This window comes from Nocardia sp. TBRC8007 (assembly GCF_056629435.1).
In genome coordinates this window covers 12,618-33,601 of sequence record NZ_JBWSOR010000021.1, presented here as the reverse complement: position 1 = coordinate 33,601, position 20,984 = coordinate 12,618, and the positions used below count along the sequence as shown (strand labels likewise).

The window sequence follows — 20,984 nt, the reverse complement described above, 5'->3', positions numbered from 1 at the left end:
TCACATCACCCTCCTCGCCCGCATATCCGCGGTGACAACGGTCTCGATCACCGTGCCGGTCGCCGAGCTCGCGACGATCATGCGGCCGTCACCGGAATACACCCCGACCACGCTCGGCCCGGCCGGACCGAAGCGGCCGAACACCAGATCACCCGGTCGCACCTGGTTCATGCCCACCTCGACCCCGCTTGCCCATTGCTGTTCCGATGTCCGCGGCAGGCGCACACTGCCCTGAGAGGCCGCAGCCACCGCCGCCGAGGTCAGGCCCGCGGAGTCGAACCCACCACCGGTCGCGCCCGAGGGGCCACCACCACCGAAAACGTAAGGACTGTTCAAGTATTGGCGTGCCGCGGCTACCGTCTGCGCGCCCAAGTCCGCATCAGGCGTCGGAGAAAACCTCCCCGACGCGCCCGGCGTTCGGAAACTCGGCTCATCGGCGAGGATGACCTGCACATAGTGCTGAGTCTCCTCATACGGGGGGACACCGCTGTACTGCAGTACCGCACCCAGGCCAGCGTTGTAGGCAGCCAGCGTCAATGCCGTGGTGTCTCCGCGCACCTTCCCTCGAGCTTTCAGCGCGTCGACCTCCTTGGCCAACCGGCACATGTAGCGGCCCTGGCCGATGATGGCGTCACCGTCGTCATGCACGCTGGCGACACCGTTGCCGTCGGCGTCGATCACGTACGGTTGCCCGTCGTCCGGATTGATCGCGGCCGCGGTGCCGGGCATGAACTGTGCCAGGCCCTGCGCCCCGGCAGGGGAGGTCAATCCGCGGCGGAACCCGGACTCTTGCTTTCCCTGAGCGGCCAGCAGCGACGCACTGATCTGCGGGCACAGCGAGCCCGCCTTGCGATACCAGGGTTCGAGCTCTTGCGGTACCGAACCGGGTTTCAACTGCCCGCCCGGGGTGCCGAATCCCGGTGGACAGTCCGGTGTCTGTGCACCGGGATTCGGGTTCGGTGTTGCCGCGCCGGCCAGCCACGGCAGCGGGTCGATCTGGCGGCCGCCGGTCAACCGGCCACCAGGAACCACCTCGAAATGCAGATGCGGGCCGGAGGATTGCCCTGCGGACCCGACCGATGCGATCAGCTGCCCCGCCGCGACCTGCTGACCTACCCGCACCGAGATGCCCTCGGCACCCATGTGGCCGTAGACAGTCGAGATCGGGCGTCCCTGCCCGTCGATCGAGTCGATCACCACCCAGTTCCCGAACCCGGACGCCGGCCCAGCCGCCACCACCACCCCGTCCATCGCTGCGGTGATCGGCGTCCCCGACGCCGCAGCCAGATCCACTCCCAAATGCATCGACCCATCGCGCGGCCCGAACCCCGAACTCACCGTGTACGTTCCAGGCACCATCGGCCACGCCCGATACCCGGCCGCTGAGCTGCCCGGATCCGTAGCCGCACCCGGTGCGACCGCACCCGCAAGGGAAGGATCGGCCGTGATCGGTGAACTTCCCTGCCGCACAGGAACACACGATCTGCGTTGAGCATCATCGAGAGTGACCACCACCGCTGTGACCAACACAACCAACACCGCGGCTGCGCTACCGACCGCAGGGCCGACACCTGCCTTCACCGATAAGCCCTGCGGCGCCGATCATTACGATTCCTCATCAGCTCCCCCTCCCGTCGGAGCAAAAGCCCCACCAGGTTCCTAACCAAGGAACCTAAAGTACCCGCCGGTCTCACCCAATCCCAGACCGACCAGCGCCCCAACCTACGAAAACAGCACGATCAGGCCGAAAACCATCACCGCGATCGGCATCAGCCACAGCCAACGCAGGTCCAACGGTTGCGACCTCTCGAGCAAACCCGCCCGCTCCAGCTCACGGAGGTAGCCCATGGTGCGTACCTCACCAGGCGTGATCGGCCGTGGCTCCGAACGTCGGAACGGGCAATACGGGCCGTAGTGCCACCCGACCATGCAAGTGGCGCAGACATACCGAATCCGGGTCACCGCCATGCCTCCCCTTCCCACAGAGCACCCGCCCACTAACGCCGGGCATCACCTCGGACGTGGTGTAAGCGTAGCGGCGCCAGCCGTCATGCAGCCTCCCCGCTGATCAGCCCACAGATCTGTGGACTGATCAGCGGGTGAGATACCGGGCGGGACTTACATCCCGATTCCTTGTCCGGTGTCGCGGCCGAGATTCGGTGGCCGGTACGGCATCTGAGGAGCAGGGCCGGCCGAAGGCGAGGAGGTCGGCCCGGTGGTCCGATCGCGGGCTCGGCGGGCACGCTGCTCTGGCGTGAGTCGCGCCCGCCGAGCATGCTCGGTTTCCACCTTCTCCAGGTCGCGTTGCAGATGCCGCAGATAGGTGGTGTCATCGCTGAGGTCTCGCTGGTCCTGGTCGCGGGCCTCGATGAGTCTCTGCCTCTGCCGCTGCTCGGTGGCCTCGAACAAGACCTCATCCCACTCCGTGGCAGGAATGCCGGTGGCTTCGGCCGCGGCCTCGGCGGCGGTGTGGGCGTCGGGCAGGTGCTGCGCGATCTCGTCTAGTCTCTCGTCGGTTTCGGTGATCTGGGCTTGCAGCTTCGCGCGGGCTCGCATCTGGATCCGCGGTGTAGCCTTCAGCTCCTGCTCCCACCGCGTGCGCTGTGTGGTGAGCTGCTCGACGAGACGGTCGGTATCGGCGGCGGTCTTCTGGGCCTGCTGCGCGGCTGGGATCTTTTCGGCTTGGCGAGTCAGTTCGGCGTTGTCGGCGTGTGCCTGCCGAGTATGCGGGCCACCGCTGGCGCGGCGTTCGGCGAGTTCGTCGACCAACAGCCCGACCTCGGCCCGCAAGTGTGTCAGCTCCTCGTCGAGTGTTTCATCGGTCCACCGGCGCGGTGTGATGTCGCGGTCGCTGAAAGCGCGCCCGGCCACTGTGGCGACTCGCACAGCCGATTTATCGGCTCGGGACAGTTCGGTGTAGTAGGCCCTCCGCACGTCACCGGCGGTCGCCGTGGGCGACTCACTTGCGGCAGCGTGGGCTGCCTTCCGCTGCTCTACCTGGTCGCGCGAATCACGGTGATCAGCAGCGGTTTCGGGTGTGGCCGCGGGGTCGATGGTGCGCACTGCGGCACGGTCAGCGACAGCGGCGAACACGTCTGCGACCTCGCGGTCCCACTGATGATGGCGGGCATCGAGTTCGGTTTCCCACTGCGCGCGCACCGGATCGAGATGCTGGCGGGTCATGTGTTCCACCGCCAGGGCGCGGCCGAGTTCCCCACGGGCCCGATGTGCGTGCGCGATTTCAGCCGCGAGGGCGATCGCCAACAGCAGCAGCAACAACATCAGCGCCAACAGTGCGGCGCTGATCTCGGTATCGACATCATGCGCGCGCGCACGACTGGGCATGTGGCTGCGTGGCCGAGATCCGGCGGGGTGCGCCGATAGAAGCTGCGCCACCTCACCGAACCATGTCGGATGCGTCTCATAAGGCGGCCGGTACCGGTCTCGACGCTGATGAAGCTGCGCTGAGCGTGTCAGTTCGTGTTGCGCCGCCGCGAATGCGCCGGGTTGGTCGCCTTCGAGGGTTTCGCTCCAGGCGGCGAAAACGCCGGCGGCCTGCCCGGCCATCCATGCCCACTGGGCGCGGTCACCGTGCGGGACTTCCGCCAGCCGTGTACGCCATTGTTCGGCCTCGGCCGCGGCCTGCTGCCACGCCCCGACACCGGTCTCGCGGGTCCGCCCTGCCCGCCCACTGGTGCGGTTCTTCCATGCCGCCAAGGCGTCGGCGCGCACCTGTGGACTGTCGTCCCACTGCTGCTCGCGCAGCGCGGACAGTGACAGATCCCCCGCGAGTTTCCCACCGCCGACCCATGGTCCGACCTCGCTGCCGCTGCGTTGGAAACGCACCGAATACCCGGTCACCTCGGTGGTGCCGCCGGGTGCGTAGCGCGCCCGGATGGAAATTCCCGCCTCGCGTAGACCGGTCACGAACGCGGTCTCGGATTCGGCCGCGATCGCGTGCGCGCGTACCATCCGCCGCAGCCGCTGTCGTTCGGTCTCCGGAGTGCCAAGCCGCTTGGCGCGGTCGATCTCCGCGCGACTGTTCTCCGACAGGCCGCCGCCCTCTTTCCGCGACGCCAACACCTTCAGCCCGAACTCGCGCTCCAGCTCTCCGCATATCTCATCGGAACGGGGCCAATCGCCCTTGGCCTTGCCGGGCCCGTAATCGTAGGTGGAGACTTTAGACCCGTCCTCACGCACCAACGAGGCGGCGATGTGGATGTGGTCCTGCCCCTCTCCTGTCTCACCGGACAACCCATGCCGCACCGCCACCCACCGTGCTTGGGCCCGCTTGCCGTCCAGGGTGCCAGTGAACCCCATCCGCTCCATGAAGGTATCGGCGATCTGCTGCCACCGAGCATCGGAGAGTTCCTCGCCTGGCATCAACGCCAGCACGCAATGCCACACCGGAGCATCTCGGTACTGCCCCTTCTCTCCCCGGCCCGCGGGCTCGACGACATCCATACCGAGCTCTCGCCCTCCGACACCAACGGCGACCGGCTTGGCCTTCATCCGCACCTGCGTGCCATACAACCGACGCGGGATCTCGACCTCATCCGCGACCGCTAACGCGACTTCGCGGGCCACCGCGTCATCCCCGGGCCCGTCGAAATGCCCCAGCCACATCTCCCGCATCACCGTCGGTGACCCCGCGATGATGTGTCGGTCGGTGTGTTCGTTGCTTTCCCCCGGACCCAATAGATAGGCCACAAGCCCGGACAACTTTTTGCCGCGCCGGATCTTCGCGATCACCGCCGCGCCGCTTTCCGCGCCAGCTCCTCCAACCGCTCGGCACGCTCACGCAGATCCTCGGCCGCTGCCTCCAGCTCCTCCAACACGTCCTCGAGCTCCTCACCCACCACACCGGTGATGTGCGCCGCGTGCGCGATCTGGTTGAGATTGCTCCCGATCTTCGACACATGATGCAGCCGCATCATGTCCAACGCACTCGCCGCCGACAGCAGCGACCGAACGACTTCCCGCCGCTGCGGCCACGGCAACCACGGCCCACTGCCCTTCGACGACGCGGCCGAGACCGGGTCCAGCGCCGACTGCACCAGATACCACGACACCGTGCAATTCGCCTCCTCCGCGAACTGCGCCACCTTCGCGTACTCCTCCTCCGAAAGCACAACCTCGAAAGTGCGCTTCGGGCCGTCGATGTTCGGCCGGCGCCGCCGGCGACGAGACCGCGCGACGTGCTGCGAACGACGCGGCGCACCTGCCTCCGACTGCTCCGAAACGCCTGCCTCCGCGCTCACCGCAACCACCTTCCGATCGGTCCCACCACCGCCCAGCGCAGCGACCACCCGTCCCCGGGTGGGCCACTCACTCCGTGAGAGACATCCCCATTTACCCGGGGTAAATGTTACCTTGCTGTGCCCAAAGCTGCGATTCAGAATACCGGAGAGTGCCGAGGTCGGAGCGGTCAGAACGAGACCTCACTGCGCGGTCGATTCCGGCGCAGTGAGACAGGCACCGCAACTATGTGGTTACACATTGGGAGCGCAGCGAACCGAGCACTGAACGACGCCATCTACAGCAGCAGGTAGGCAGACGAGTATGGTCCTGGACAGACGAAGGCCCCGGCGGGTTCGCGCCGCCGGGGCCTTCGTCGCGTCAGGAGAGTGATCAGTCGACCGGACGGGGACCGGCCACCTTGTGCACCGCGTCGATCGCGCGGCCCACAGTCGAGTGCGGCAGACCCACGATCTCGGCGCCGATATGGTTCTTCGATCGCCCTTGCGAGCGCGCCGAGTAGATACGCGCCAGAACCTCGACCGGCTGCCGTGACAGCCCGCGCTCGACGACCGCGCGCGCGAACTGAGTGGCCTGCGCGTCGGACAGCTCGTGCGGGAACGGACCACGATCGACACCCTCACCCGATGCGGTATCGCGCGCGATCGGCGCGCGATCGACCGCACGCGCGAGCGCACCATCCACTTGTTGTTCGCGCGCGATCGACACCCGGCTCGCGCGCGTCGGCGCGCGATCGCTGTCGCGCACCAGTGAAACCACAGCGCTGCGATCGCGCGCGGTCGCCCTCTCCGGCACGGGCTGCTCCGCTTCAGTGCGTGGGAGCCGCTCTGTGTGCGCGGCGATCGATGCGCGATCGGTTCCCAGCTCAGCAGGGTTGTGCGCGGCGATCGGTGCGCGATCGGCAGGCTGTTCGGCGCGCGCAATCGGTGCGCGATCGGCCAGAACCTTCGTGTGAGCGGGTGCAGTGTCGCGCGCGATCGGTGAAGCATCCTCGATCGTGCGCGGCCGATCGACCGAGGGCGGCACAACGTGATCGCGATCGACATCGTCGCGCGCGATCACTTCATTGCCCGATTGTTCGCGCGCGACGATCGGTGACGGGTCTTCGATCGCGGTCGGTGTGATCGCACGCGCGGTGAACTCGCGATCGAGTTCTTCGGTGAGTTCGTGGAACTCCGCGCGCACCGCGCGATCGGTGTCGATCTCGTCGAGCGTCGGCTGTGCTGTGTGCGCGGAGTGGTCGGCCCAGTCAGTCAGTGGCCGGTAGTTCGGCAAGGTGTACGCGCTGAACCGTCCTTCCAGGTGCTTGGCGAGTCGATCGCGCACGGTGTACTCGCCGAGCACGACGCCGTCGGCGGTGGCTTTGTCGATCGCGCGGTGCAGGCGCTGCATGGCGCGACGCTCGCGGCGGCGCCCGCCGGCGGTACGAGCGATCCGGACCGCGTCCGCGGCGCGCGCCAGATCCGCGAGCCGGTGCTCGATTGCGACTTCGACGTTGGTGCGGTCGGTCGGGTCCGCGATCCCCCACCGCACCAATAGTCGCTGTGGGGAGATCCGCCAGTTCATTCCGCCGCTGCGGCCGGTGAGTTGGCGGCGCTCCAGGGCCATCGACCGTTCCCAGCCCCACGCCGCGATCAACGGCGCCATCAACCGCAGCAGCAGTGTGCCCGCATCGTCGGCGTGCGTTGCGGCGAGCACACCTGACATCACGGTCAGCACCCACATCGCGATGCCGTCGACCCCGGCCGATCCGGTATCGATCTGTGAGCGCCGCGCCCGCATCGCACTCGTGACCACCATCAGCTCGATGAAGCTGAAGCACAGCGCCAGCAGAGGCAGCGGCATACCCAACGCCTCATGGAAGAACACGAACATGCCCTGCGCGGCCACCGCGCTGGCTATCGCCGCGGTGAACAGCGTCGCGCCCCGTTCAACGGTGATTTTCCGCCGGTCCTTATCGTCTTCGGTCTTGATCATCAGGATCTCCGATCGTGGTGGCGCGTGGTCACTCGGTGATGTGGCCGTCGTCGTCGGCGGCAGGAACGTGGTTGGCGTCGAGGTAGGCGGTGATGGCGTCGTCGGCGACATCGGTGATGCGGTAGCCGTTGGCGCGCAACCATTCCAGCCGCGCGAAGGTCGAGCGGCGTAGCTGCGTCGCGAACGGTCGCTTCGGCGGGCGTTGAGGACGGGCGATGGTCACCTGCGGCTTGGCCGGTGCGGACACGGTCTTCTCCTCTCGGTCGGCAACCTCACCGGTGGCGGGTGCCTCGTTCTGGTCGTCGGGCTCCGGCCCGACCTGTTCGGTATTGACGCGGCTGGCCTCCTCGCGACGTGCGCGGCGACTGGTCGGCCGGGTGGAGGGGACGTCCATACCGCGGTGCGGGGTCGGGCTCATGCGCGGACCCTCTCGGCCAAGCGCTTGGCGGCATCCTTGTAGGCCACGGCCGCGCTGCTGGTGGGTGCGTGGACCGCGACCGGGACCGCGCGGTCCTTGGCCTCGCGCACGCGGATGGTGTGCGGTATCTCGCCGAGATAAGCCCCGCCGTCATCCCACCCACCCCAGTCACGGACCAGGCCCTCCCGTACAGCCTGCGCGACCCGAGTCCCGCCCTCGAAGTTGGCCAGCAACACGAATCGGATCTCCAGCGGCTGATTGAGTCCGTCTTGGACGTCCATCACCGCCTCCCCCAACCGGATCAGCGCCCGAACCTCGTCGGGTCCGGCCTCGAGCACGGCCAGTACATCGTCGGCGGCCGCGAGCGCGGCCTCGGTCATCGACCCCAACGCAGGCGGGCAGTCGATCAACACGACGTCGTAATCGGTCACCTCGTCGAGCTGACGCGCCAGCCGCATCTGCCCACCCGGACCCAGACCACCGGTCTCCAGCTCTTTCAACGCCAGATCGGCCGGCACCAGATCCAACCCGAACGCCGTGGAGTGGACCGCATCCTGCAGCGGGACACGCATCTGTCGCTCCCGGTGCAGGACCTCATACAAACTGGCGTCATCGTCGCCGAGTGTCACGCCCAGGCCGCTGGTGCTGTGAGCCTGCTGATCGGCGTCGATCACCAACACCGACATTCCCTCCTGAGCCAAGTGGTAGCCCAGGTTGATCGTCGAGGTCGTCTTGCCGACACCACCTTTCTGCATCGCTACCGCAATCACACGAGGCCGAGAACTGGTCATCTTGCCGCCTTTCCAGATTGCATGAACAACTTCATGAGAGAAAACATGTAAGCAGACTAGAAGGAAGGTGGCGGATTCGGCGTTTGGGGAACATCGGAACGGAAACCAGCGCTAGACGCTGCAGTTCGAGAGCAACGGACGTTGCCGAGATCGCGCAGCGCGCTGCGGAACATGCCTTCTTTACTGGGAATACTCATGCCACCATTCTATCTTGCATGAAGGTTTTCATGTAAAAAAACATTCATGCATTCATGTTTTATGATCTGAGTCGACAGTTCGAAAGCCTGGGTGGGGAGCTTCGGCTCCCCACCCAGGCTGTGCTGTCCCGTGAAGTTGGTGCCACCGCTGGTCCGTGGGGGTTGGTCGTCCGAGGGGCGAATGGATCAGAAGGGCGGATCGTCATGCGGCAGCGCGATGTAGCGCTGGTCCGGCGTCCAGCGCGATTCGACAGGCGGCAACGTGGGTGGTTCGTCGATCAAGGAGTAATGCAGTTTCCAGTCCGGATGATCGCCAAGTGCATCACGGTACTTACGCAGGTGACGGTTCAAGTCCCGTTCGGCGCGATCCAGACCCGCCGCGGTGTCCGGGTACTCGCTTGGCTTCAGATGCGGCCAGACCAGTTCCGGGTTATTGAAGACGCTCTCGGCGTTGAACACATCTCGCTGTAGCTCCAGAGCGCGCTTGTGAGGGTCATCACTCATCATGTTGTTACACCTTCTACTCGGGGGAAATCTCGGTTTCGTTGACGGAAATGCCGAGTCCGGTAATGACGTCGGCGCGGTAAAACACTGTCCCGCGGGCAGTGATATACCGCTCGGACCAGGCGGTAGTGCGCAGATAGCCCGCTTCGGTCAGCCACTTGTCGGCAGTGGTCAGGTCGATGCGGTCAGTGCCTATGCTCAACTCCTCCCACTTCTGGGTCTCGACTTCGCGAGTCAGCTCAGTACCGTGCTCGTCACGATCGATGTGCATTGCTTGCACCACCACGCCAGCGCTACCTGGACGGTGCAGGATGGCGGTCACCCGGAAATCAGTCGGCATCTCGTCATCGCTGAAACCACCGCTGAGTTGACGACGAGCCAGCTCAGCGATCACCCGCTCGAGCATCGCTGTCCGGTCGGCGTCCGACAGGCGGGCCTCGATAGCAGCGAGCGTGGCCACGTCACCAGCGTTGAGGGCGGCGATCGATACGCCGATCCATTCGTCGATGCGATCGACTGGGCGGTGGCGTGGATTCGGCGTCGGCGCAGTGGTCATCGGATTACCTCCAGAGGGTTCGCCGTGGACGCCAGGCGGCTGGCCGCAGTTTCGGAGCTGAGCAGGATGGGGTTCCCACCGGGGTCCTGTGGCGACCAGAGTGTGTTCGGGATGGTCCAGCACATCGGCTCACCTGGAGCGAACCGGATGATGCCTTCCTGTCCTGCCTGTGCGATCAGGTCGCGTTGCATTTTGCGTTCAGCGGATCCCTGTGTTGACCAGTCAGCGACTGGTCCGTGCATCACGCCGAAGTGTGCGTTGCGCATGTCGGCGATGAGTCTCGTGTGCTCGTCGCGCGGCAGCCGTCGGCCATTCGGTGCGTAGATGGCGTAGATATCGTGATCGGCGGCAACGGGTTTCAATACGTTGTCTGTGGTGCAGCCGTAGACAACGTGGCCGATGACTTCGTAGCGGCCCGCGCCAGGTGGTTTGCGGGCCAGCTCATGCATTTGGGCACCGAGATTCTGGTACTCGATTTCTCGCATCCGGTGTCGCGCCCGAGCGATCTGCAGGTCCGGCCCGGACAGGTAAGGCAGGGGTTTCGGTGGGCCTTCGGGGAAGAACCCGACCAGTCCTTTCGTGCTCGGTGGGACACCGAGGAGTACATCGGCATCCGTGATCGTTTTCGACTTGATCTCTTCCGGCTTGAAGAGGGCGCCGTTTTCGAGGTGGCGCACCGAATCCGGGTTTGTGGGACGCAGCTCGATCACCACGGTGCGGGAGTCCGCGAAGTGCTGGAATGCCTGCTGACTCTTGAGGGGAAGCCCGGCGCATAGACGTGCGCGGCGCCGACTGAGTCGGGTCCTCCTGGCGAGTGGATGGTTGGACGCGCAACCGCCGGTGGCACGCGGACTGCAGCGGCGACCGCGGGTGCGGTTTCGATGCTTCTTCAGGAGCTCGCTCATGCTCAACCTGTCAGTAGCCGGACAGTCTATTTCCCCAAGACGACGGTGGACGTCCACCGTCGACTCTACCGCCTCGGTAGGTGGATGTCCACCGTGAGATACTGGGAAAATGCCTAATCAGCACCGCTTTCCAGTCATGACGGTTCGCGTGGACCCCGAGCTACACGAGCGCGCGAAAGCGGCCGTCAGTGAGGTCGACTCGAATCTGAACGCGCACGTGGTCGCGTTCCTACGTTGGTTGGTTCACGACACCGACGAACTGCCGTCGCGGCCGGTAGCACCAACCTCATGAGATGGCGCAACTAGACACGCCTGCGGGCCTTCTGCGCGAGTTCCCGGCGGGCCCGCTCGGCGTCGCGGGCGCGTTCGGCGGTGCGTTCGGCGCTGCGTTGACCGATTCGGCGTGCCTGACGCATTGCGGCCTGACGGTCGGGTGAGTCCGGTCTGGCTGCCGCCATCGCTGCCGCCCGGGCATCTTCGCGTTGGCGTGCTCGGTGTCCTCGCTCGGCTTCCTCGAATGCGACCGTGCGGGCCCGGTCCAGCCGGGCTGGAGGCATATCGTCGGGGATCTGGTTCAGGATCGACCACAAATAGCCCGGCGGATTGTGCGGTGCGGTCAGGATCTTCTTGCCCGAGATCCGGTATTCCTCGAGGCCGCCGTAGATGTCGTCGATGTCCCACCCGGCGACGGCTTTGCGCGTCACGAGCGCCGATAGCCGTCCTGGGCGTATCTGACGTACCCAGAGGGGGAACCGTTCGTCACGGCGCACGCTAGAGGCCAGTTTGACCGCTCTCTGGTCGTATGCGGGTGCGTGGTGGGCCTGCCTCCTCTTGTCCAGGCTGCGCGTAGCGCATCGTTGTATCGTGCTCTGAATCGAAGAAACAAAATTTGATCGTGAGAGGAAAACAAAACCTTCGCTACGCTCAGGGGGGGTGCCAAAACCCTGATCAAGCAGCGTTTCCACGATCTGGTTATCCACAGGGAAGACTGTCGTTTCATGCAGCGCGGACACTGATGCCCAGCCCCGGCTCGGGTCGTCGCGGCGCCAGGACTCCAGTGCTTCGGCCTTGGTGCGCTGACGTCCTCGGAACACGGTGGTGCGGGTACCGAGTTTGTTGACCAGGCGGCGGCACCGGAACACGGTGGACCGCTCGCGGCTGGTGGCCTTCTTCAGCTCGGCGACCGTTGCCTGAGCGCCCCGGCCGGTGTGATGGTGCGCGCTGCTCGATTCCGCGATGAGGTACCTCTCGAAAGTCTTGCGGCTCACCGCGTCGACCATGTTCTGCCGCCGAAGTAGCTCGTAGTGCGTGTCGTAGAGCGCGAGGTTGTGCGCGATCCACCGCTCACGCGACCACCAGCACGCCGGAACAGTGGTGTAGGCGTCCGCGGGCAGTTCCAGGCGCAGAGGAGGCAGCCGAAAGAGCCCGGCCGCCAGCGCGAGACTATTCCGACGAGGCGACGGCCGGGAAGCGCAATACTTCCGCTGATCAGATGAGGTGTACGAATTGTTACTTTGCACAGGGGTGTGTTCACGTGCGATTGCATCAGCGCGTGCGTTACCCTGAGACCTGTCTGGCAAAGACATGATCCCTTCGGGGAGCGGTGCCCTCGACGTACCAGGTCGAGGGCTTTTCCGTGTTTATGAGGTTGTGTGGGGCGGGCTGACCGCCCGCTTAGGTCGGGTCGGCTACGCGCATTCCTTCCCGGTCACATCAATGTCCAATGCTTCTTGGTTAACTGTGTCGGTCTCCGACAGTCCCAACTCCCGCCGGAGTGCTCGTTCAAAGAACTCGCGCTTCGTGAGCCCACGCTGGCGGATCTCTTGATCGCATGCCTCGAGGAGGTCGATGGATAGGCGGACACCGGACAGTTTGGAGGGGGGCATGGTTACCGGTCTGGCCATGGCGGTTAACGCTAATGGGAGGTTGGCGAAAGTCTCGCCGACACGCCGTAGGGAATTCCACACAAATTTTGGGCGGCTGCGCTTCACGCCCGTTCCACAGCTTCCGCGACCAGGGTATGAAGCTCGCCTTTCTCCCAGAACCCTTCTATACCAGGGATTCTCGAAAGATATGTGAGGATCACGGGGACCTCCCATTTGTGCGACTCGTAGAGGCCGGCTGCAAGCATCCCGAGGTAGCGCGCTGCTGGCTTTTGGATCTGGACAGTGGCCGGATCCCATGGGGAGGTGAAGGTTACGATGGGGAACCCGTCCATGTCATCGACGTGGATAAGGGTCTCATACCGGCCGGAGCCGATCTGTAGCTTGCCGTTGGCAATGATCTCTTCCACGTTGAGATCCGGTGTCTCCCCTGGAACCCGATACATTTCCTGGGTGGCTAAGTCGCTGAACTGCTGGTAGGTGAGCAGGTAGCCCCGAGCTGCTGCGCCTTTCACCCAACTGTCTTGTGGCTGGTCTGCATAGAAGGCCACGCCGCCGGTCCAGACTGGCGACTGCCAAGCGAAGTAGATGCTGCCAGGCAGAGTCAGTGGTGTGGACTTGAGCGGAGGTGTGCGGTCACGGAAGCCTGGATAGGTGTGCCCTGTCCCGGATGGTGTGCCCCCCTCGATGTAGTACGCCAGGCGTCGGGCGCGGAGATTCGAGCCGTATGCGGCGTACCACACATGGGTCATAGGAGTACCTTTCGTCCTTGAGGGGTAGAGAGACTAGCCGAGATCAGTCGCGCAACGGATGGTGGCTGCTGTCGGTGATGGTCCGGTAGTACGTGCCACCCGGACCATCACGGACACCGCGGGCCTCGTTGTCAAGGGCACGCGCAGCCTGATCGAACACGGTGTTCCAGTCCTCACCCAACCCATTGAATCCTTCATGTCTGCGACCAATTGAGCTGCAGACTGCCAGATGGTGGCCTCGCAGGGGTCACTGTTGTTGTTCATGAGAATTAACTTTTTTGGGTCGTCGCGCCATTGCTGGCAGGTCGGTTCTCTGGGACACGCAGGTCGTAGCGGAGTCGCAGAGCGTCACCACTGAACACACTGAGGAGAACTCGGACACGACGGCCTGTGGCGTCGATGCCGACGCGAGCGTGCTGCCCGACTGGTGTGCCTGGCTGCTGTTCGAGCAGCACAGCTTCATCGGGCTCGGGCATTCGCACGGTGATCTCATCGGAGAACTGGACCTGCCGAAAGCCCAACGCACGGTAGATGCCGCCGGGGTAGACGACGTTGCCGGTAGCCCGAAGCGGAGCAACACCGTCGATCTCCGTGTTGGCGATATCCAGTGGCGTCCAGGTGTCGGCGATCATCGCCAACTGTTCGGGAACCTGCGGCTTCTGGACGAACCGCAACCGCCTGCGTCGCAAAAGAAGCGTCCCACTACGGCATTGCAGGTAGCGCGCTACCTCTGCCGTAGCAGGCAGTTCCAGAACACTGTCGACGATCTGACGCGTCGCCCACCCTTCTGAATGAGCGTCAGCTTCCCACTGGTCAATTCCGTTGACCAGGTCGTCAGAATAGGCGCCCAACTCGAACTTCGTCAGATGCCAGGTGATGAGATCCCTGGATCGCACGGTCCGGCCGATTCCTGCAACTGCTGCTGTGAGTAACCCCTCCTGCTCCAGGCGCCGGATCGCCTCGCGGATTGTCGGCCTACTGAAGTCATACCGCTGTACAAGGTCCAGCTCAGCCGGGATCTTATCGCCGGGCTGAAGATGACCTCGAGTGATCTGGTCGCGGAGATCGTCGTAAACGATCTTCCATCTCGGTCGCCTGCTCATGTCTCCATCTTCTCTGTAAGGACAGATAGGACAAAGGCATTGCCCTATCACCTACTTTGTCATTACAGTAATTACATACCTGACAGACATTACAAGATCAGGGTCAACAAGGGGACGTGATGGCAATCAAGCAATCCGAGAAGTGGACTCCTGCGATCTGGCGTCGGGCGGCCGCGCCAGCGATTCCGGCGGTCATTGAGGCGGACGGGCACATGGTTTCGGAAGAGACCGCCCACCATGCCGACTATGTGGGCCAAGACCGGTGGGTCGTGGACTACCTGCCAGGTCGTCAGCTGACGCGTGAGCAGGCGCGGGCGGCGATGCGGATCGCTGTGGCACCGGACCGTATTGAGGTGGAGCGGTGGGCGGGGCTGCTGGGTCTGACTGCTGCTGAGGCGCGTGGTTTCGCGGTGCTGCCGGTGGGGGCGTGATGGCGCGCGAACGAGTGGTCGACGTGGTGATCCCGGTCGTGCCTAGTGCCGGTGGGACCGGTGGGGTCGGTGCTATGGCCGCGCTACTCGGCGCGGTCGTGGGCTTAGCCGCTATCACGTGCGTGGTCGTGTCCTGCACCGATTTCGGTCCGGGCAACACGATCCCGACTGGTGGCGGTTGCGCACCGTTCTGCACTGCTACCTCGGTGCCTGCGCCGGAGGTGACGCGATGAGCGCCCCGGATCCGGTGGTTTACCGCGACCGTGCCTGTCGCGGCGTCGACCAGAGCATCTTCTTCCCACATGGGCAGCGACCGGCTGCGGTGCGGCGGGCGCAGGGGATCTGCGCGAGCTGCCCGCAGCTGGCGGAGTGCGCGACGTGGGCGGCCCCGATGGTGCGCTCCGGCGCCTTGTCCGCCTGCGTGATCGCAATGGTGCAAGTGCCCGCCAAGTATTGCGACTCCACGCTGCAGCGACGCCGCGACGCGGCCGCCGACCAATTGGAGGCCATCGCCAGGAACACCCCCACCCGGAAAGGGACTAACTGATGGATCGCAGTGTGAAAGGCCCTGGTGAGGGTGATCTTTCGGAATGGAAAGAGCTGATCTTGGTCAGCGCGAGTATCGGGCTCGGTGAAGCGGCTGGGATGTCGATTCGGGTCGGTGAGTACTTGTACGGCGGCCCCTCCCAGGACGTGCCGTGGAATCCGCTGTCGCTGGCGATCCATCTCGCGACCGGTGATCTGGAGTGGACTGGCGCGGCTACCGGTGGCGCGGTCACTCTCGTAGCCGGTGCCGCAGTGTCGGTGGCCGGGTCGGTGTGGGCCTACCGGGCGGTGTGCGCGAAGTGCCGTCAGCTGGTCGGGAAAGCCTCACAGCGCAAGCCGATCGACAAGAAGGCCATAGATTCACAGGCCCGCTACATGGCCCGTGGCAAGGAGCTGGCTGATCTGCGGCGCAAAGCGATCCTGTCCAAGGCACAAAAGTTGCAGGTGCAGCTGCGTGAAGACGACGCACCGGGGGTGCTGATCGCTCACACGGTCACCGATGGCAAGCCTCTCTACGCATCTTATGAAGACCTGCACCTCGATATCTGGGGTCCGCGTTCGGGGAAAACGACATCCCGAGTCATTCCGGCAGTGATGGACGCCATCGGCGCGGTAGTCGCGACGTCGAACAAGCGGGACGTGGTCGACGCGACCCGCCACCTGCGTTCCACACACGGCCGCACCGCTCATGTGTTCGACCCGCAAGGCGTGGCGGCTGAGCCGTGCACTTGGTATTGGGATCCGATCGCGTGGGTGCGTGGTGAGGATGGTGGCGCGGGCGCGCAGGAGCGTGCGGCGGAGCTGGCGGGGCATTTCGCTGCTGCCGGTGAGGCCGACAAGCGTGACGCTTTTTTCGATCCTGAGGGCGAGGACCTGCTGGCGGGCTTGTTCTTGGCGTGCGCGTTGGCGAAGCGGCCGATCACACAGGCTTTTCAGTGGGTGACCACGGTCGGTGACACCGAGCCGATAGTGATCCTCGACGAGAATGGGTTCGGCCTGGTCTCTGCCGCGTTGAGTGATCAGTACCATGCGCCCGAAAAGCAGCGGGGCGGGGTGTTCTCGACCGCGAAGAAGATGGCGTCGTGCCTCAAATACGAGCGGATCCGGCCGTGGGTGTGCCCGCCGGCCAAGGGCGAAAGCCCTCGGACCTCGTTCTCCGTTGAGGAGTTCGTGCGTTCCCGCGACACGCTCTACCCGTTGTCCAGGGAGGGCAAGGGCACCGCGGGGCCGTTGGTGACAGCACTGTGCGCGGCTGTGGCGGCGGCGGGGGAGGCCGAGTGTGTCCGGCATCCGCTCGGGCGACTTCCGGTGCCGCTGCTGATCGTGCTGGACGAGGCCGCGAACATCGTCAAATGGGCTGACCTGCCGAAGCAGTACAGCCATTTCGGGTCTCGCGGCATGGTCGTGATGACGATCCTGCAGTCGTGGGCCCAGGGGGTGCGTTGCTGGGGGCACGAAGGCATGACCGCGCTGTGGAGCGCGGCCAATATCAAGGTGCTCGGTGCCGGTCTCGACGATACGGGATTCCTGCGGGACCGCTCGGAGATGATCGGCTCGCATTATGAGCTGACGCAGTCGGTCAGCCGGAGCCACGGCAAGGAAGCCACCCGCTCCACCTCCACCTCGCGCACGACCGAAACCACGCTGCACGCCTCTGATCTGGGCGCGATGCCCCCGGGACGTGTCGTGATCTTCGCCTCCGGTCACCGGCCCACACTCGGGCAGGCCGTGCCGTGGATGCAGCGGCCATATGCCGCGCATATCCGGGCCGCACTCGCCGAAATCGAGCGATCCGACACCACCGAAATCCCGGCTGCTCGGCCGCGCCTGCGTGCCGAACAGCCGCTGTCACATCTCGAGGAAGGCGCAACCGTATGAGCACCAATCGAACCGACACCACCGAAACCGAGCAGGCCGCGGCCGCACAGGTGATTCCACAGATGGACCTCGGCGAGATACTCGACGCCGCGATCCGTAAGGCGGTCGCCACACAGATCGCCACAGAAGCCAAAGACGTCGCCAAGGGTGCGGTCGCGGCGATGCTCACTCCCGAGGTCGTCGCCGGGATGCGGGAGACCGCGATCCTCGAGACGCAGGCCGCACTCGCCTCCTCGCCGGAGCAGGAGGATGCCGGGGAGGACGAAAAGGAGCTGCGCTACCGCGATCTCGAGGCGTTCGTCGACGGCTATATCGCCGAGCTGTACCGGCGGGAAGTCATTGCCCGCGGCAGTGAAAGAAGTGTGCGGTGGTGTCCTCGTTGGTGGGAGCACGGCGAGGTCACCGCTCGCTTGGAGGCGCTGTGGCGGGCGTTCGAGCAGGCACGTCACGGCGACGGCGCCGAGATGGCGGCCTGGTGGGTACAGCTAGCCGACCCCATGATGGACCGCATTCTCGACCCGAAAGGCCCGTTCGAGTACTGCTCGGTCAGCAACGGGCACAAGGACAAGCTGGCGAAAATACCGCTGGTGACCGCGCCAGAAGGAATGTTTCCGGACGGCCACGCGCATGACGAGCCCGCAACACCGACGTCATCAGCGATTCTGCTGCCACCCGCGCAGATCGGGCACCGGCGCGTGATCAAGGTCTTTCCCGGATGAATACCTCGACCAGCGCCCGTGACCAAGGGTCGTGGGAGGCGATCACGGGTGCCCTCGAACGGACAGTCGGCCCCGGCCGCCCATCCGGAGCTTGGACGCAATTCTGCTGTCCGGTCCACGAGGGCGACGGCCGCCACCACAAACCTTCGCTGGGAGTCAAATACGACTCCGGCCAGCAACGCACAGTGGTGCGTTGCTTCGCCGGGTGCGACAACGAAAACGTCTTGGAGACCATCGGACTCAGAGTCCGCGACATGTTCGACCGGCGCATCGAGCGCGAAAGTGAGCGGGACCGCCGCGCGAACCGGCCCCGCCCACGTCGACTCTCCCGCGCCGACCGCGCGATCGACGCCGCGGGCCTGCCACTGCAGCAGCCGAAGAAGCCCGACCTCGGTGAGCAGACCTCACCGTGGACACCGGTCGCGTCCTATCCATATGTCCGCGTCGACGGCACAGTCGCCGGTGAGGTCGTCCGGCAGGAGGCCGATTTCGAACGAGGCCGCGACAAGTCGTTTCACCAGCGCCGCTGGAACGAACAGACGGGCCAGATGGGGAAAGGCGGGTTCGAGCCGATCCCGTACAACCTGCCCGAGGTCCTAAAAGCTATCGAGGCCGGGCGCACGATCTACGTTGTCGAAGGCGAAAAAGATGCTCTAACAGGCAAATCCGTAGGTCTGACCGCGACCACCAACGCCGGTGGCGCGATGTCATGGTCCGGTGAGCACGCCGAATGGCTCACAGGTGCCCGCACAGTCGTGATCATCGCCGATCGCGATACCACCGGGTACCGGCGAGCCGAGCGAGTTATGGCCACGATCGCCGATCGGGTCGAACGGGTGCGGATCGTGCAGGCCGCTACCGGCAAGGACCTCACCGACCACGTGATGTGCGGGCACGAGATCGCCGAGCTGGAGCCAGTGCCGTACCTGGACCCCTACACCTCCGGCCTGGATGCCGCATCCGTACCTACTACCGACTCTCCCGCCGTCGAGACCCGAAGTGCCGCGACGGCTTCGTCTGTCACACCTGGAGGAACACCCATGGCCGAGTACATGCTCGCTCCCTCAACCGACGCTCCCGCCCCGCACTCCGACGAGGTCGATCTCATCAGCGGTCAGTGGTCGATGTTCGTACGGCTGTTGATGAACCACATGTTGGAGATGGGCCGCAGGCACGCCGAGCAACGGCGCCGGTGGGCGGAGAAGGTCGCCCAGGACGAAGAAGACGCACGCATCGCGGGCGAGGCGCAGCTGGCCGCCGACCGCGCTGCGGTCGAGGCACGGATCCGCAAGCTGCAGAAAGCCGGGCTGGACCGTGTCTCCCGGACCGAGCTGGGTGACCTGCTCTCCGATGCTGCGGCATGGGCCAATGACAGTGAGGTCGCCGCGCGCGCGTTGCAGGAGGTCGAAGGCCACCTGCACCGCCGCTACGACCTCCGAATCGACCACGAGACCGGCCAGGTGTGTCCCACCGGGCCGATGAATACGATCACGCGTGGCGAGAACCGCCCCTCACCGGTCGCGAAAATGCTCGCCGCAGCCGAGCAGGATCGCGCCGCGCTGGCCCGACTGCGCACGACCCAAGACCGCATGGTCGAGCTGGTCGCCGCCGACAAGGGCGTGGATCAATCGGCCAAGGCCGAGCTGTACGCCGCGATCGAGGAATGGCGCACGACACCCACCACGAAACAGCTCAACACATTGACGAAGAAGCTAGCGGACAAGGGTATAGGCGCACCGATCCGCACCAAAATTCGGTTCGTCGCAGCCTACCTCGGCATTCCCGGACAGCTGGTACCACTCGATCAGCTCGACACGGTCAGCTCGGTATCGGCCACCACCGAGCTGCGTAAGCTCGCCAGCGGGCTCGTCGACCCTGGCGAAGAGGCCAAACCACGAGTCGATCAGATGCTGCAGTCCTACCAAGACGCCCTGCGGATAGGTGGGCCGACCGTGTCACTGCAGCAGCGGCTGACCCACGCAATATCGATCATGACCCCCGAAGACCAAGAAACTGCCCGCGCGCGAGGCAAAGCCATCCGCACCAACCCAGCCGGGCAGTACGCCAAACTGTGGCCTGATCACGTCGACCGAGACGAGTTGGCGACCACGATCCGCATCTACGCGACGCTGGCGCCGCAGGCCGAACGCGCCGCCGGAAAAGCCAACGATCTCGACAACGCCACCTCTGTGGCCCTGAAAAAGCAGGCCGCCAACCATCGGCGGACGATCGACCGCGCCCTCACCCACGGCGAGGGCCTGCACCCGTGGGAGAAAGACCAGATCACAGCAGTGCTGCGGGATGTGGAGGCGGGCAAGACCACCGCCCCGGAGCTGTTGTGGGTCGATGACCGGTCCGCAGCCGCCGCCGACGCCGACCGCGCCGACCAGATCGCCCACGACACCACCCGCGTCCACCGCCACCAGCTCGACCAGATCCTCGAATCGAACACCGCCCCTCAGGGCACGGTGCAGCAGACCCGCGATGCGGTCACCCGCGTCATGGACGCCCAAACCAGGCTCGCGGCCGGACGCGCCTCACTGCCGGACTACGAGAGCACCGGTGTGAGCCGTCTGCTCGACGCCCAACTCGCCGCCGCAGGAGTAGGCGAGGCGCTACGCAACAAGATCCACGGCCACCTCGACTACGCCGCGGGTGAGGCCGCGATCGCGGGCAAGCAGGCCAACCGGATCGCGATGGCCTGGGCCGAGCGCATGGAGACCGTCGTGACCGAACGCACCTCAACCAAAACCACCGCAAGCTACGACAGCCCCGAACGGCGAGCAGACCTCGAGCAGACGCTGCGCGCGACGGACTTGAGCGAAGACTCGATCGCCCAACGCATGGCCGCCGACGCCGGACACGCCAAACCACCCTCAGCAGCAGCGCGCGGCACAGGTCAGGGCCGCCGCCGCACTCAACAGGGAGCGGGTGTACGACGCACCCACCACCGGGGCCGGGGCGGGCGCGGCCCCGAACGTGGCCTGGACCGGTGAGCTGCCCTCTCTCAGAAAGTCGTCCCAAAGGTCGGACCAGCACACCGGGCCCGCACCTACACGGAAGGA

Annotated in this window: 20 protein-coding genes; 6 read left to right on the top strand and 14 right to left on the bottom strand. The window is 65.3% G+C overall.

Annotated features, from left to right (window positions below; genetic code table 11):
- The 14 genes from ACX4ZE_RS16080 to ACX4ZE_RS16015 all read right to left on the bottom strand — a co-directional run bounded on the left by ACX4ZE_RS16080 (position 1) and on the right by ACX4ZE_RS16015 (position 14,345).
- Positions 1 to 1,581 (bottom strand): peptidoglycan DD-metalloendopeptidase family protein, encoded by a 1,581-nt coding sequence (locus ACX4ZE_RS16080; RefSeq protein WP_480274251.1) that lies wholly within the window; start codon positions 1,579 to 1,581, stop codon positions 1 to 3.
- Positions 1,582 to 1,722: 141 nt separating this feature from the next.
- Entirely contained in the window at positions 1,723 to 1,962 is a 240-nt protein-coding gene (locus tag ACX4ZE_RS16075) for a hypothetical protein (protein ID WP_480274250.1), read from the bottom strand.
- A 156-nt stretch (positions 1,963 to 2,118) separates the two neighbouring features.
- The gene (locus tag ACX4ZE_RS16070; RefSeq protein WP_480274249.1) at positions 2,119 to 4,752 is read right to left on the bottom strand and encodes a relaxase/mobilization nuclease domain-containing protein; all 2,634 of its coding nucleotides are present in this window, start codon (positions 4,750 to 4,752) and stop codon (positions 2,119 to 2,121) included.
- Positions 4,749 to 5,261, bottom strand: a complete 513-nt coding sequence (mobC, locus tag ACX4ZE_RS16065) for a plasmid mobilization relaxosome protein MobC (RefSeq protein WP_480274248.1) — start codon at positions 5,259 to 5,261, stop codon at positions 4,749 to 4,751. Before mobC ends, ACX4ZE_RS16070 begins: the two co-directional genes overlap by 4 nt.
- Before the next feature lie 370 nt (positions 5,262 to 5,631).
- Positions 5,632 to 7,236 (bottom strand): hypothetical protein, encoded by a 1,605-nt coding sequence (locus tag ACX4ZE_RS16060; RefSeq protein ID WP_480274247.1) that lies wholly within the window; start codon positions 7,234 to 7,236, stop codon positions 5,632 to 5,634.
- A gap of 28 nt (positions 7,237 to 7,264) precedes the next feature.
- On the bottom strand, positions 7,265 to 7,654 hold the full coding sequence (locus ACX4ZE_RS16055) for a hypothetical protein (RefSeq protein WP_480274246.1): 390 nt from the start codon (positions 7,652 to 7,654) through the stop codon (positions 7,265 to 7,267).
- A complete protein-coding gene (locus ACX4ZE_RS16050; RefSeq protein ID WP_480274245.1) occupies positions 7,651 to 8,445 on the bottom strand; it encodes a ParA family protein in 795 nt (264 codons plus the stop codon). Before ACX4ZE_RS16050 ends, ACX4ZE_RS16055 begins: the two co-directional genes overlap by 4 nt.
- 383 nt (positions 8,446 to 8,828) lie before the next feature.
- On the bottom strand, positions 8,829 to 9,149 hold the full coding sequence (locus ACX4ZE_RS16045; protein ID WP_480274244.1) for a hypothetical protein: 321 nt from the start codon (positions 9,147 to 9,149) through the stop codon (positions 8,829 to 8,831).
- 13 nt (positions 9,150 to 9,162) lie between these two features.
- Positions 9,163 to 9,702 carry a hypothetical protein gene (locus ACX4ZE_RS16040; RefSeq protein WP_480274243.1) on the bottom strand — a complete coding sequence of 180 codons (540 nt, stop codon included), beginning with the start codon at positions 9,700 to 9,702 and terminating at the stop codon, positions 9,163 to 9,165.
- Positions 9,699 to 10,607: a hypothetical protein gene (locus ACX4ZE_RS16035; protein ID WP_480274242.1), complete on the bottom strand. Its 909-nt coding sequence runs from the start codon at positions 10,605 to 10,607 to the stop codon at positions 9,699 to 9,701. Before ACX4ZE_RS16035 ends, ACX4ZE_RS16040 begins: the two co-directional genes overlap by 4 nt.
- Positions 10,608 to 10,909: 302 nt before the next feature.
- Positions 10,910 to 12,127, bottom strand: a complete 1,218-nt coding sequence (locus ACX4ZE_RS16030; RefSeq protein ID WP_480274241.1) for a hypothetical protein — start codon at positions 12,125 to 12,127, stop codon at positions 10,910 to 10,912.
- Positions 12,128 to 12,594: 467 nt separating this feature from the next.
- Positions 12,595 to 13,242: a histone deacetylase gene (locus tag ACX4ZE_RS16025; RefSeq protein WP_480274240.1), complete on the bottom strand. Its 648-nt coding sequence runs from the start codon at positions 13,240 to 13,242 to the stop codon at positions 12,595 to 12,597.
- Positions 13,243 to 13,285: 43 nt separating this feature from the next.
- Positions 13,286 to 13,423, bottom strand: coding sequence for a hypothetical protein (locus ACX4ZE_RS16020; RefSeq protein ID WP_480274239.1), 138 nt, complete (start codon positions 13,421 to 13,423; stop codon positions 13,286 to 13,288).
- Positions 13,424 to 13,511: 88 nt separating this feature from the next.
- Positions 13,512 to 14,345 (bottom strand): GntR family transcriptional regulator, encoded by an 834-nt coding sequence (locus tag ACX4ZE_RS16015; protein WP_480274238.1) that lies wholly within the window; start codon positions 14,343 to 14,345, stop codon positions 13,512 to 13,514.
- A 119-nt stretch (positions 14,346 to 14,464) separates the two neighbouring features.
- On the opposite strand from ACX4ZE_RS16015, the gene ACX4ZE_RS16010 reads away from it, so the two are divergent.
- Genes ACX4ZE_RS16010 through ACX4ZE_RS15985 form a run of 6 tightly spaced genes read left to right on the top strand, consistent with a single transcriptional unit; the run spans position 14,465 to position 20,915 of the window.
- Positions 14,465 to 14,776 carry a hypothetical protein gene (locus ACX4ZE_RS16010; protein WP_480274237.1) on the top strand — a complete coding sequence of 104 codons (312 nt, stop codon included), beginning with the start codon at positions 14,465 to 14,467 and terminating at the stop codon, positions 14,774 to 14,776.
- Positions 14,776 to 15,009 carry a hypothetical protein gene (locus ACX4ZE_RS16005; protein WP_480274236.1) on the top strand — a complete coding sequence of 78 codons (234 nt, stop codon included), beginning with the start codon at positions 14,776 to 14,778 and terminating at the stop codon, positions 15,007 to 15,009. Before ACX4ZE_RS16010 ends, ACX4ZE_RS16005 begins: the two co-directional genes overlap by 1 nt.
- Positions 15,006 to 15,323 (top strand): WhiB family transcriptional regulator, encoded by a 318-nt coding sequence (locus tag ACX4ZE_RS16000; RefSeq protein ID WP_480274235.1) that lies wholly within the window; start codon positions 15,006 to 15,008, stop codon positions 15,321 to 15,323. Before ACX4ZE_RS16005 ends, ACX4ZE_RS16000 begins: the two co-directional genes overlap by 4 nt.
- Entirely contained in the window at positions 15,323 to 17,200 is a 1,878-nt protein-coding gene (locus ACX4ZE_RS15995; RefSeq protein ID WP_480274234.1) for a type IV secretory system conjugative DNA transfer family protein, read from the top strand. Before ACX4ZE_RS16000 ends, ACX4ZE_RS15995 begins: the two co-directional genes overlap by 1 nt.
- Entirely contained in the window at positions 17,197 to 17,919 is a 723-nt protein-coding gene (locus ACX4ZE_RS15990) for a DUF4913 domain-containing protein (RefSeq protein WP_480274233.1), read from the top strand. Before ACX4ZE_RS15995 ends, ACX4ZE_RS15990 begins: the two co-directional genes overlap by 4 nt.
- A complete protein-coding gene (locus ACX4ZE_RS15985; protein WP_480274232.1) occupies positions 17,916 to 20,915 on the top strand; it encodes a toprim domain-containing protein in 3,000 nt (999 codons plus the stop codon). Before ACX4ZE_RS15990 ends, ACX4ZE_RS15985 begins: the two co-directional genes overlap by 4 nt.
- The last annotated feature ends 69 nt before the right edge of the window (positions 20,916 to 20,984 follow it).